General features: G+C 62.0%; 7 protein-coding genes, 4 tRNA genes and 1 pseudogene. 9 read left to right on the top strand and 3 right to left on the bottom strand.

Annotation, left to right across the window (positions count from 1 at the left end; all coding sequences use genetic code 11):
* Window positions 1-142: 142 nt before the first annotated feature.
* Entirely contained in the window at window positions 143-841 is a 699-nt protein-coding gene (gene pyrF, locus J4D28_RS04245) for an orotidine-5'-phosphate decarboxylase (RefSeq protein ID WP_007931610.1), read from the top strand.
* A 112-nt stretch (window positions 842-953) separates the two neighbouring features.
* Here pyrF and J4D28_RS04240 read toward each other — a convergent pair whose 3' ends face one another.
* Window positions 954-1,958: an NADP-dependent oxidoreductase gene (locus tag J4D28_RS04240; protein WP_103331297.1), complete on the bottom strand. Its 1,005-nt coding sequence runs from the start codon at window positions 1,956-1,958 to the stop codon at window positions 954-956.
* 233 nt (window positions 1,959-2,191) lie between these two features.
* On the opposite strand from J4D28_RS04240, the gene J4D28_RS04235 reads away from it, so the two are divergent.
* The 3 genes and pseudogenes from J4D28_RS04235 (at window position 2,192) to J4D28_RS30630 (ending at window position 5,125) form a co-directional block, all read left to right on the top strand.
* A complete protein-coding gene (locus J4D28_RS04235) occupies window positions 2,192-2,953 on the top strand; it encodes an SDR family oxidoreductase (RefSeq protein ID WP_009047798.1) in 762 nt (253 codons plus the stop codon).
* 165 nt (window positions 2,954-3,118) lie between these two features.
* Window positions 3,119-4,213, top strand: a pseudogene (locus tag J4D28_RS30635) (methyl-accepting chemotaxis protein); the annotation flags it as partial.
* Window positions 4,214-4,243: 30 nt separating this feature from the next.
* On the top strand, window positions 4,244-5,125 hold the full coding sequence (locus J4D28_RS30630; RefSeq protein WP_371858165.1) for a methyl-accepting chemotaxis protein: 882 nt from the start codon (window positions 4,244-4,246) through the stop codon (window positions 5,123-5,125).
* Window positions 5,126-5,213: 88 nt separating this feature from the next.
* Here the strand turns inward: J4D28_RS30630 and J4D28_RS04225 are convergent, their stop codons facing one another.
* Window positions 5,214-5,984, bottom strand: coding sequence for a hypothetical protein (locus J4D28_RS04225; RefSeq protein WP_016702189.1), 771 nt, complete (start codon window positions 5,982-5,984; stop codon window positions 5,214-5,216).
* Between the two features lie 365 nt (window positions 5,985-6,349).
* On the opposite strand from J4D28_RS04225, the gene J4D28_RS04220 reads away from it, so the two are divergent.
* From J4D28_RS04220 to J4D28_RS04200, 5 genes are all read left to right on the top strand, one after another.
* A tRNA-Glu gene (locus tag J4D28_RS04220) sits at window positions 6,350-6,425 on the top strand.
* A 2-nt stretch (window positions 6,426-6,427) separates the two neighbouring features.
* Window positions 6,428-6,503 (top strand) — tRNA-Gly (locus tag J4D28_RS04215).
* Window positions 6,504-6,607: 104 nt separating this feature from the next.
* Window positions 6,608-6,683: transfer RNA gene (locus J4D28_RS04210), tRNA-Glu, on the top strand.
* A gap of 3 nt (window positions 6,684-6,686) precedes the next feature.
* Window positions 6,687-6,762, top strand: a tRNA-Gly gene (locus J4D28_RS04205).
* 280 nt (window positions 6,763-7,042) lie between these two features.
* The gene (locus J4D28_RS04200) at window positions 7,043-8,257 is read left to right on the top strand and encodes a sugar transporter (protein WP_009047801.1); all 1,215 of its coding nucleotides are present in this window, start codon (window positions 7,043-7,045) and stop codon (window positions 8,255-8,257) included.
* A gap of 133 nt (window positions 8,258-8,390) precedes the next feature.
* Here the strand turns inward: J4D28_RS04200 and J4D28_RS04195 are convergent, their stop codons facing one another.
* Complete coding sequence (locus tag J4D28_RS04195; protein ID WP_009047802.1) at window positions 8,391-11,891, bottom strand: GLUG motif-containing protein; 3,501 nt, start codon at window positions 11,889-11,891, stop codon at window positions 8,391-8,393.
* Window positions 11,892-12,265: the final 374 nt, after the last annotated feature.

Raw genomic sequence — 12,265 nt, 5'->3', positions numbered from 1 at the left:
ATTGCCGCCAGGCTCGGGCATTTGCACGGTTTTATCGATACGCAAGCTGCCGTTGGCGATGAATTACCGATCATCGGGTCCCGGAGCGCCGTCGCTTGCGCTACAATCCGCGCCGATTTCGACTTGCCTGAGAGCCCCCTTCATGTCCGCTTGCCAGACTCCTATCATCGTCGCCCTGGACTTTCCCACCCGTGACGCCGCACTGAAACTGGCTGATCAGCTGGACCCCAAGCTGTGCCGGGTCAAAGTCGGCAAGGAACTGTTCACCAGTTGCGCCTCGGAAATCGTCGGCACCCTGCGCGACAAGGGTTTTGAAGTCTTCCTCGACCTGAAATTCCATGACATCCCCAACACCACCGCGATGGCCGTCAAGGCTGCCGCGGAGATGGGCGTGTGGATGGTCAATGTGCACTGCTCCGGCGGCTTGCGCATGATGGCGGCCTGCCGCGAAGTGCTCGACCAGCGCAGCGGCCCGAAACCGCTGCTGATCGGCGTGACCGTGCTGACCAGCATGGAGCGAGAAGACCTGGCTGGCATCGGCCTGGATATCGAACCGCAGGAGCAGGTGTTGCGCCTCGCCGCCCTGGCGGAAAAGGCCGGCATGGACGGTCTGGTCTGTTCGGCCCTGGAAGCCCAGGCGCTGAAGGCCGCGCACCCGTCGCTGCAACTGGTGACCCCGGGGATTCGTCCGGCGGGCAGCGCCCAGGACGACCAGCGGCGCATCCTTACTCCGCGCCAGGCGTTGGATGCCGGCTCCGATTACCTGGTGATCGGCCGTCCGATCAGCCAGGCGGCGGACCCGGCCAAGGCCCTGGCGGCCGTGGTAGCCGAGCTGGCGTAAGCGCGCTTCGCGCTATCGCGAGCAAGCTCGCTCCTACAGGGGACGCGTTTCCTGTAGGAGCGAGCTTGCTCGCGAAACAATCGACCAGCCAACGCCATTCAAAAAGCCTGTCTCAAACCTTCAATACCAGCTTGCCGAAGTTCTCGCCGCTGAACAGCTTCATCAGCGTTTCCGGGAAAGTCTCCAGCCCCTCGACAATATCCTCCTTGCTCTTGAGCTGCCCCTTGGCCATCCAGCCGGCCATTTCCTGCCCGGCGGTGGCGAACTGGGCCGCATAGTCCATCACCACAAAGCCTTCCATGCGCGCGCGATTGACCAGCAGCGACAGGTAGTTGGCCGGGCCTTTGACCGCTTCCTTATTGTTGTACTGGCTGATGGCGCCGCAGATCACCACCCGCGCCTTGAAGTTCAGGCGGCTGAGCACCGCATCGAGAATGTCGCCGCCAACGTTGTCGAAATACACATCGACGCCTTTCGGGCATTCGCGCTTGAGGCCGGCATGGACGTCTTCGCTCTTGTAGTCGATGGCCCCGTCGAAGCCCAGCTCATCAATCAGGAACTTGCACTTGTCCTGGCCACCGGCGATGCCGACCACCCGGCAGCCTTTGATCTTGGCGATCTGCCCGGCAATGCTGCCCACCGCGCCGGCCGCGCCCGACAGCACCACGGTTTCACCGGCCTTTGGCGCACCGACGTCCAGCAGGGCGAAATAGGCGGTCATGCCGGTCATGCCCAGGGCCGACAGGTAGCGCGGCAGCGGCGCCAGTTTCGGATCGACCTTGTAGAAGCCGCGCGGCTCGCCGAGGAAATAGTCCTGCACGCCCAGGGCGCCATTGACGTAGTCGCCGACGGCGAAGCCGGGGTTGTTCGAAGCGATCACCTGGCCCACGCCCAGCGCACGCATCACTTCGCCGATGGCCACCGGCGGGATGTAGGACTTGCCTTCGTTCATCCAGCCGCGCATGGCCGGGTCGAGGGACAGGTATTGGTTCTTCACCAGGATCTGCCCGGCCGCCGGTTCGCCGACGGCAACCTGCTGGTAGGTGAAGGTTTCGCGGGTTGCCGCGCCCACCGGGCGTTTGGCGAGCAGAAACTGGCGATTGGTCAGGGTGGTCATGGCAGGCACTCGAGGATCAATGGAACCCTAGTTGATAGACCTTCAGCCCTGATGCCGCAAGGTTTGCCGCTGTAGCGAATAGGGCGCGATCCAGAGGCGTGATGGTCGTATGGCCGCCTTCATCACCATCGCGGATAAGTGGGCAACCGGCCCTCTGATAGTGCTGCCGCGTGCCCGTTGCCTGTGCCTAGACTGGGCCAATCCGATCCATGCATTCCATCGAGGGCATCACCATGAGCATGACGTTTTCCGGCCAGGTCGTTTTGGTCACCGGCGCAGCGGCGGGTATTGGCCGGGCCACGGCCCTGGCGTTCGCCGCAGAGGGGCTGAAAGTGGTGGCGGCCGACCTGGACGTCGCCGGCGGCGAAGGCACGGTGCAATTGATTCGCGCCGCCGGTGGCGAGGCGTCGTTCGTGCGTTGCAACGTCACCGACGAGGCGGATGTGCAGAACCTGATGGCACAGGTGGCAAGCCTCTACGGGCGCCTCGACTATGCCTTCAACAATGCCGGGATCGAAATCGAGAAGGGCAAGCTGGCGGACGGCACCCTGGACGAGTTCGACGCGATCATGGCGGTCAACGTCAAGGGCGTCTGGCTGTGCATGAAGCACCAGTTGCCGCTGATGCTCGCCCAGGGCGGCGGGGCGATCGTCAACACCGCATCGGTGGCCGGTCTGGGCGCGGCGCCGAAGATGAGCATCTATGCCGCCTCCAAGCATGCGGTGATCGGCCTGACCAAGTCGGCGGCCATCGAGTACGCGAAGAAGAAAATCCGCGTCAACGCGGTGTGTCCGGCGGTGATCGACACTGACATGTTCCGCCGCGCCTACGAGGCCGATCCGAAGAAAGCCGAATTCGCCGCGGCCATGCACCCGGTCGGACGGATCGGCAAGGTCGAGGAAATCGCCAGCGCGGTGCTGTATCTGTGCAGCGACGGCGCGGCCTTCACCACTGGCCATGCACTGGCGGTCGACGGTGGCGCCACCGCCATCTGAGGCTCGCCTGCCTTATCGACGGCCCTGATGAACGAGTATTGCCAGGGCTGTACCGGATCGACCTCGACCATTCTGAAAACGACCTGAACGTAGCTTTTTGCCATTATTCCGACGCCAGAGACTTGTGCTCCAGTGCAGCCCGTTGCGAACCTGCAAAACTGGACAATGGCCCTGTCGCCATTGGGGACTGGAAGGGGACTGAGCGCAATGAATTCGGCCACGAACGGACGTTTTGCCAACCTCGGCATGGCGAAAAAACTGGGTGTCGGTTTCACCCTGGTGCTGCTTCTGACAGCGCTGGTGGCGGCCATAGGCGTCTGGTCCCTGCAGACCATCAGCCAGCGTTTCGATGGCCTCAAGCAGATGTCGTCGCTCAACAGCGGTCTGCTCAAGGTCCGCCTGCTCGAACAGAACTATGCCTTGCACGGCGACGCAAAAACCGCGGACGCCTTGCATGAGGGCGTCGATGGCCTGCTGGGGCTGGCGGCGCAGCTCAAGGAGCGCTCGGCGGCGAACGTGCCGGTGATGACCGACGTCGAGCAGGCGCTGGGGGCTTACCGCAAGGCCTTCGACGAGTTCGTCGAGCTGACCCAGGCCAAGGACTTGGCGCTGGAAATGGCCAGCTGGTCGGTGTCCAGCGTGGCCAACAACCTCGACGTACTGCAGGCCGGTCTGGCCGATGACGGCACCTATACGCTCAAGGAATCCGCCGGCAAGGAGGGCAGCGAGTTCGTCGAGCAGGCCAATCAGGTTAGCCAGGTCTCGCGCCTGATGCTGCAAGCCATGAACGAAGCCCGGGTGCGCCTGGACCAGAGCCGCAAGGGCGAGGAAGAGGTCGAGCAGGGCAAGATCGAGCAGGCCGACCAGGCCCTGGCCCAGGCCGAGCAGCTCAAGACCGTGGTCAAGGACGCCGGTTATCAGACCGTGCTCAACGAGGTGGTCGGGCATATCGGCGGCTTCAGCGAAAAGCTCGCTGAATACACCGGCTTGCTGGCGCAGGAGAAAAAGGTCTATCAGCAGCTGCACGAGCGCGCTGCGCAGGTGATGGAGCGGGTCGACCAGGCGTACGGCGCGCAGGATCAGTCGATGCAGGCGGAGCTGAGAAAGAACTCGCTGCTGATCGTCGCTTCGTCGGCCCTGGCATTGCTGGTGGGCGTGCTGGCGGCCTGGATCATTACCCGTTTGATCGTCACTCCGCTGCGCAGCGTGATGCGCGTGGCGCAGCAGATCGCCGCCGGCGACCTGAGCACGACAGTGGAAGTGACGCGCCGGGATGAAATCGGCCAGTTGATGCTGGCGATGCAACAGATGGGCAGTGGCCTGAGCGGTATTGTCAGCGGCTTGCAGGCGGGCATCGAGCAGTTGGCCAGCTCGGCCCAGTCGCTGTCGGCGGTGACCGAGCAGACCAATCTGGAGGTCAGCAGCCAGAAGGAAGAAACCGAGCAGGTGGCGACGGCAATGAACCAGATGACCGCCACCGTGCACGATGTCGCGCGCAACGCCGAAGAAGCGGCGCAAGCGGCGCAGACCGCCGACGACAAGGTCGAAAGTGGCCAGCAGGTGGTGCGCCAGAGCATGCAGCGCATCGAGCAGTTGGCGGATTCGGCCACCAGTGCCAGCTCCAGCATCGAAAGCCTCAGCGCCGAGATCCAGAACATCGGCACCGTGCTCAGCGTGATCAAGAGTGTCGCCGAACAGACCAACCTGCTGGCGCTGAACGCGGCCATCGAAGCGGCGCGTGCCGGCGAGCAGGGCAGGGGCTTTGCGGTGGTCGCCGACGAAGTGCGGGCCCTGGCCAAGCGCACCCAGCAATCCACCGAAGAGATCGAGCGCCTGGTCAGTGCCTTGCGCTCGGCGGCGCAGTCCTCGGTGCAGCAGATCCAGAGCAGCGGTGAACTGGTCAAGCTGGCGGTCAGCGATGCGCTGCAGACCGAAAGCGCGCTGGGCAGCATCGCCACGGCGGTGTCGCTGATTCAGCAGATGAACCAGCAGATCGCCGCGGCCGCCGAACAACAAAGCTCGGTCGCCGAAGAGATCAATCGCAGCGTCACCAGCATCCGCGCCAGTGCCGATCAGTCGTCACTGGCCATGCAGGGCAATGCAGCGTCGAGCATCGAGCTGGCGCAGTTGGGGGCGGAGTTGAAGGGGATGGTCGGGCATTTCCGGTTGTAATGCCGCGGATGCTTGCTACAGGCTGCGCCGCCAGGGGCGCAGCCTTTATAGGCCGTGCCGTGCGAGTTGCTCGCACGGCTGTTGCCGGTCAGTCGTAAATGGCTTTCTTCTTCCAGTCGGCGTCGGCTTCGACCACTTTCAGGCCTTCGGTCAATTGGTTGACCTCGCCTTCGACCGGCTGGGTGTTGGTCAACACCATCGCGTTGGAGCGGGCCAGGAGTTTTTCCAGGTACTCCAACTGTTCCCGATAGACCGCCGGGTCCGGCTGCTTGCGCAGGTACTGCACGCCACGCTCGAACGCCAGGCGCGCCTGGCCGGGTTGCTCCTGCTGCAGGGCGTACTGGCCGAGATTGTTGAAGAACTCGATGTGCAGCAGCACCAGGATGTGGCGGATTTCCCTGATCCAGTGCTTGGCTTCGTTGGTCGGCAGGAAACCGTCCTGGGCGGCGCGCGTCACCTGCCCATGCAGGGCTTCCAGGAGAAAACGCACGTCCTTGGCCTTGGCTTCGGTCTGGATCGGGCAGGGCGGGTTGTTGACCGGAATCGATTCGCCCTGGCCGACCAGCGCATTCAACTCGGTAATACGTGCCTTGAGCGCGGCATCGGACTTGTTCAGGTTCAACAGGCGCTGAACGACGTTGAGCTCCAGGCGGGTCATCAGCAGCTTGAGCGCCGGCGACATGAACTGGCCGGGGAAGGTCTCGGTGATTTCGCCGCAGCGGCGCAGGCGGTCATTGAGTTCGACCTTGGTACGGGCCTTTTCCAGTTTGTTGTTTTCCACCACATGGTTCATGTAGCCAATGGCGATCAAAAGTACGATCCCGGCTACTACTAGCAGGGTGATCATGAGTGGTGTCACCGTGTAAGACCTCTTTCTGGGGTTCGCGTACGAGTGGCGAGTGTAGTGACTTAGCCTTGGGGCGCCTAGCGCAGGTCGACGAGCAGAAACAGGCCGATTCTCTGCTTATATAGGAAATGTCTGGCTGGTTTCATATTGCCATCACCTATGGATGTGGACTATAGCGCCTTGTCGAGTGTCAGAATATAGGCGTCAAGGCACAGGCTGCACAAATGCCCGAAAGGGCTCGCAAACCACCCCGAAGTCATTGATTTAAATAAATTTATATCAGGGGGTTGACGACCCTCCAATCCATCCATAGAATGCGCGCCACTTGCAGCGTAAAGCACACAGCGAAACGCGGCAGGGAGTGAATGTTGTAGTGTGTCCCCTTCGTCTAGTGGCCTAGGACACCGCCCTTTCACGGCGGTAACAGGGGTTCGAGTCCCCTAGGGGACGCCAATGCGGGAATAGCTCAGTTGGTAGAGCACGACCTTGCCAAGGTCGGGGTCGCGAGTTCGAGTCTCGTTTCCCGCTCCAATTTTAAACGGCACTGCTTTCGGGCGGGGCTGAGTGAAACCAGAACCAAGTCTTCGGATGCGGATCTGGACACCGAAACACACACCATGTGTTCCGGGTAGCGTGTCCCCTTCGTCTAGTGGCCTAGGACACCGCCCTTTCACGGCGGTAACAGGGGTTCGAGTCCCCTAGGGGACGCCATTTGCGGGAATAGCTCAGTTGGTAGAGCACGACCTTGCCAAGGTCGGGGTCGCGAGTTCGAGTCTCGTTTCCCGCTCCAAACATAGAGCTACAGATTTTCAAAGGTCTGTAGTTCATCGAAAAAGGGTCCCATTCGGGACCCTTTTTTCGTTTCTGTCGGCAGTGGCCGAGCTTCGGTCCATTTGTCCCCTGTAGCGCGGGATGGCGCTGTTTTTCCCCTTGTCCTGTACGCTGGCGCAGTCCTGTTCGGCGCCTGCATGCTCCCGACCGTGCGCCCAGCCTTTGTGAGTGCGCGCTTGGCACGGGGTTTGCGACGGTCCGGGCCTGATTGACCATCGATAGCGTGGTGCAACCTTTAAATGAGTATCTGCGTGGCGACAACTAAGGGTAATTGGCGGGCAGTCATTGCACTGGCCTTGGCGGCCTTTGTGTTCAACACCACGGAGTTCGTTCCCGTCGGGCTGTTGAGCTCGATCGGCAGCAGCTTCGATCTGTCGACGGACCGGGTCGGCCTGATGCTCACCCTCTATGCCTGGATAGTGTCCCTGACTTCGCTGCCGGTCATGCTGCTGACGCGCAACGTCGAGCGGCGCAAGCTGTTGCTCGTGCTGTTCGGGATGTTCATTGCCAGTCACATCCTGTCGGGGCTGGCCACGAGTTTCGGCATGTTGTTGCTGAGCCGCATCGGTGTGGCCCTATCCCATGCGCTGTTCTGGTCCATCACCGCATCCCTGGCGGTGCGTCTGGCACCACCGGGAAAACAGGTCCAGGCCCTGGGCCTGCTGGCCACCGGTACTTCCCTGGCGATGGTGCTGGGTATTCCCCTCGGCAGGCTGCTGGGCGAGGCCATGGGCTGGCGCACCACCTTTATCGTGATTGCTGGCCTGGCCACCGCGCTGGTGTTCTGGCTGGCCAGGAGCTTGCCGTTGTTGCCCAGCCAGAACTCGGGTTCTCTCAGAAGCCTGCCGATATTGTTCAAGCGGCCTGCGCTGGTGGCGCTCTATGTGTTGACGGCCCTGGTGGTCACCGCGCAGTTCACTGCCTACAGCTATATCGAGCCTTTCATCAAGGGGGTGGCCGGCTTGAACGGCGATGTGGTGACCCTCATCCTGCTGCTGTTCGGCGGGGCGGGTATTATCGGCTCGCTACTGTTCGGCAGGTTTCACCGCTACAGCCCACAGCGCTTTCTGCTGGTGACGGTGGCCTTGCTCATTCTGTGCCTGGCATTGCTGCTGCCGTTGAGCGGGGAGGTTTCGTATCTGGGTGGGCTCAGCCTGATCTGGGGGATGGCGATCATGGGCTTCGGGCTGGCGCTGCAGTCCAGGGTCCTGGTGCTCGCGCCGGACGCGACCGATGTGGCAATGGCGCTGTTTTCGGGGATCTACAATATCGGCATCGGTGGTGGCGCGCTGCTTGGCAGTTGGGTAGGGGGCCAGCTCGGGTTCGCCTATGTCGGCTTGGCCGGCGGCTTGCTGGCGACCTTGGCGCTGCTGTTCTACTGCGCATCCATCTACCGCCTCACCCGGTCCAGCGTTTCGGGTGTCGACCCTGTTGAGGCCGCGGCCGAGAAGTAGAGCACGGGAGGAGGGCGCAGAGAGGGGCCAGATAAAAAGAGAGGGGCAATGATTCGGCTGAATCATTACCCCCCTCTTTTTCACTCAGACAACAAGCCCTGCTCCCCTATGACGAGGGGCAGGGTTTCTGCTCTTAGAACTGCAGGCCAACCGGCTGCACTTTGGCCGCTTCACCAAAGACGCTGTTGTTGGATTGCAATTCCGACCAGGAGTTGATGCCGACCAGGCCACCGTAGAATTGTCCGGCGGAGGCAGAGCCATCGACTTTGCCACCTGCTGACGACTGGTACATCTTGGCGAAGTTCATTCCCGCCAGCCCGCCCAGGCGCGCGCCATAACCGCCGCTGACGTCACTGGTGGTTGTGGAGTTGCGGATCTCCCCTTCATTCGACCCGGCCATACCTCCCACGCTGCTATAGCGACCGCCTTTGGCCGAGCCTTTGGCGAAGGAGTTGGTGACTTTGCCCTGTTGTCTGCCGACCAGGCCGCCGACCTGGCTATTGTCGCCACCGCTCACCGCGGCGGATGCCGTGGAGTTGGTGATATCGCCACGTTGGTTGTAACCAACCAGGCCGCCGACCATGCTGTCGTTGCCGCTGCTCACCGTGCCGGATGCCGAGGCGTTGGTGATACGGCTATCCTCGTAGTGGCCCACCAGACCGCCGGCCAGGTTATTGCCGATGCCAGTCACCGTGGCGGATGCCGAGGCGTTGGTGATGTCGGTATTTTTGCTGTAGCCGACCAGGCCGCCGATCTGGCTTCCGCTGCCGCTGGTCACTGTGGTGGATACCGATGAGTTGGCGATATCGCTATTCTGGCTATAGCCGACGAGGCCACCGATAAAGGTGTTATTGCCACCAGTAACGGACATCGAGGTGGAAGATGCGTTGGCGATGGAGGAGTCTTCGCTAAAACCGATCAGTCCGCCGACCTTCGCCTTGCGGTCGCCATTCACCGCGCCAGAGACGGTCACGTTATCGATATGGCTGTTCTGGCTGTAGCCAATCAGACCACCCACATTGCTATCGTACAAACCTGACACATTGCCTTTGGCCGAGCTGTTGCTGACCGAACTGTCCTGGTTCAGGCCGATCAGGCCACCGATATTGGCAGTCCTGCCGCCTTTTACCGTGCCGGAGAACGAGGCGTTATCGATGCGGCCGCCCTGGTTGTGGCCAATCAGGCCGCCTACATTTTTACCGTACAGGTCGGACACGCTGCTGCTGGAAGAGCTGTTGGCGATCGCCCCCCCCTGATTCTTGCCCACCAGGCCGCCAATCGCTTCCGTGCCGTTGCCGGTTACCTCGCCACTGGCGTGAGAGTTGGTCAGAGAACCCAGGTTGGAGCCGACCAGGCCACCGATCCGACGCGCCTGGCTACCCGAGATATGAGTGCTGGAGCTTGAGTTGGTGATGCTGCCAGCCCCAGTATTCTCACCGACCAGGCCACCGATGTTCAGGTTGGCGGCGGCAAGGCTGATCGTGCCGGTGCTGGAGGCGTTGGCGATGACTCCGCGGTTCGAGCCCACCAATCCACCTGCGTTTCTGATATCACTGTTCATTTGCCCCCTGAGGTTGATATCGGCATGGCTATTGGTGATTCTCGCCACGCCGCCGGAGCTGGAGACGTTTTCGGCCACCAGGCCACCCATTGCATAGGTGTACTTGTTGCCGATCACCAGGCCGCTGGCCGAGGAGTTGGCGATGTCGCCGTTCAGGTTGAGAGCGACCAGGCCACCCAGGGTGTTGAAGTGAGACGCCCCGGTCACCCGTACATCCTTGGCCTTGACGTTGCGGATGCTACCCATGTTCATCGCGGCAAGGCTGCCGACCTGGGTGTTGTAGTCCTTGGAATCGGCGCCGCTGGCTGAAATGCGTTCGAGGTTCAGGTTGCTGATCTGCCCCAGGTTTGCGCTGAACAGCCCGACAAAGGCACCGGTGCCATAGATCGACAGGTCGCTGATGGTATTGCCCAGGCCATCGAGCTTGCCGGTGAAGGCGCTTTTTTCGCCAAGCGTCTTGAAGCGGCCTTGGCCGGTGATCTGGTTACCCAGTACATAACGGCCAGTCATGTCGTTTTCGATATCGCGCAGCTGCTTCAGGTTCTGCACCACCTGATAGGCCTCGCCGTTGGCGCTGAAGCGGGCATCCGCACCAGAGAGGGTGACGCTCTTGTCATCCTTGAGGCTGTGGCCGTTTTTGGAATTCAACTCAAGGCTGGCTCCCGATCCGCTCAACGCGACATTGTCATTCAGGCGGATGCCGCCCTGCGCGGCATTCAGGGCCAGGGTTGCTCCGGCGCCGGTGGCGTTCAAGGCCGCGTTCAGCTGGACGTCGCCGCGTTCGGCGGTCAGACCGAGCTTGTTGCCGCTGTTCCAGGAAACCGCCTGGTTGACCGACAGGTTGCCCTTGCTGCTCAGTTCGACGTTGGTCCGGGCCAGGTTCTGGGCCAGGGTATCGGCATGCAGGGTCGGGGCAGCGCCGGTGGTGCCACCTGTTGCACTGTTGCCGTTGAGGCCGCCACCGATGACCAGGCCGCGGGTGCTGTTGTCGGCCTTGGAAACGCTCACCTCGTCCGAGAGGATCTTCCAGGTACCGGTCGATCCCTTGTCGGCGCGGGTGTCCACTTGCGCGGCCAGTTGCACTTCGACCCGGGCACCGCGGTTTTCCACCACGCCACCGTTGCCCTGGCCTCCCAGGGCGCTGGCGTCCTGGCGTCCGGCCACCTGGACGATACCGTTGTCGCCACCGTCGAGGACAATCTTGCCGGCCTTGTTCTGCAAGGTCTTGGCCTCGATCACGCCCTGGTTGCTCACTACGTTTTTCAGCAGACTGCTGGCGCTGCTGGCGGTCATCAACACCTGGCCGCCGTCGGCCTTGAGCAGGCCACCGTTCTGCACCAGGGCATCCACCGCGGCACCGTTCACCTGCAGGTTGAGCAGGCCGTTGCCGTCGAAGTTGACGCTGAAGTCCTTGCCCGCGCCCAGCGCGACGCTACCCATTTGCGCCTGGATCACGCCGCTGTTGCTGACCTGTGCGCCGAGCAGGGCGACGCTGCCGCCTTCGCTGGCGGTGATCTGGCCGGCGTTGCTCACCGCAGCGCTGGAGTCGCCGGCGAAGTGATAGGTGCCGTCGAGGAAGTCCTTGTCGCTGATGTTCTGCGTGGAGGCCACCAGGCCGCCGACGTTGACCTGGGCGGATTTGCCAAAGACCACGCCATTGGGGTTGATCAGGAACACCTGGCCGTTGGCGTCGATGCGGCCCTGGATATCACTGCCGTTGGTGCCGACCACTCGGTTGAGGGCGACCGACTGGCTACCGGGCTGATGGAAGCTGACGCTTTCGTCGCCGGCGACGCTGAAGTCGTTCCAGTGGGTGATCAGCTTGTTGCTCTGCTGCTCGACGGTCATTTGCTTGCCGTCGCTGGTGGTGTGAATGCCGGCCTCGCCCGCGACTATCGCCGCTCCTCCCGGCAGGGCGAAGGCCGGGGCCTGAGCCAGCAGGCCCAGCAGCGAGAAGCCGGCGGCGATCACGACCTTGAGCCGGCTTGATTTGCCTCGGCGTCGGGTGCCTTCGCTGGCGACGTTCCAGCAACCAGTGGCCTGGTTCCAGATCAATGCATAACTTTTGTTCATGGTGCATCCTCTATATGAATACTCTGCTGGTCCCCCCAGCAGAACGGGTACTACGGGTGCGGAGCAGGAGTGACGGCCTGCTCCGAGCGATCGTGAAAGACGGTGTGTCAGTCCTCCCAGGCCATGGATGGGAGGCTGGAAGGAGGGGAGAGCGCCTGGCCCTTCGGGTGCTGAGCCAATACGTAATCGCGGGTCGTTTCTCTCAATCAACTTTGATTTCGTGTACTTGGAAGCGGTTGTCCGGAAGGGGCATGAAGACCTTTATCCCGTCATGGTTTTTAAAGGGCGTTCTGCACTTTCGATGTTCAATTGATTCGTTTGCTTCAAACATTGATTGGCACTGCTGTGGAGTTTTCTGGGGGAGCTTGTATTTG

The organism is Pseudomonas sp. GW531-T4 (genome assembly GCF_017349615.1).
Classification (GTDB): domain Bacteria; phylum Pseudomonadota; class Gammaproteobacteria; order Pseudomonadales; family Pseudomonadaceae; genus Aquipseudomonas; species Aquipseudomonas chlororaphis_I.
Note: the sequence above shows the minus strand (reverse complement) of the source record. Positions and strands in the feature narration are given on the sequence as shown.

Bases quoted from the DNA above. Each gene is read 5' to 3' on its own strand.
- pyrF (WP_007931610.1), top strand. From the start codon at position 143: ATGTCCGCTTGCCAGACTCCTATCATCGTCGCCCTGGACTTTCCCACC.
- J4D28_RS04240 (WP_103331297.1), bottom strand. From the start codon at position 1,958: ATGACCACCCTGACCAATCGCCAGTTTCTGCTCGCCAAACGCCCGGTG.
- J4D28_RS04235 (WP_009047798.1), top strand. From the start codon at position 2,192: ATGAGCATGACGTTTTCCGGCCAGGTCGTTTTGGTCACCGGCGCAGCG.
- J4D28_RS30630 (WP_371858165.1), top strand. From the start codon at position 4,244: ATGCTGGCGATGCAACAGATGGGCAGTGGCCTGAGCGGTATTGTCAGC.
- J4D28_RS04200 (WP_009047801.1), top strand. From the start codon at position 7,043: ATGAGTATCTGCGTGGCGACAACTAAGGGTAATTGGCGGGCAGTCATT.
- J4D28_RS04195 (WP_009047802.1), bottom strand. From the start codon at position 11,891: ATGAACAAAAGTTATGCATTGATCTGGAACCAGGCCACTGGTTGCTGG.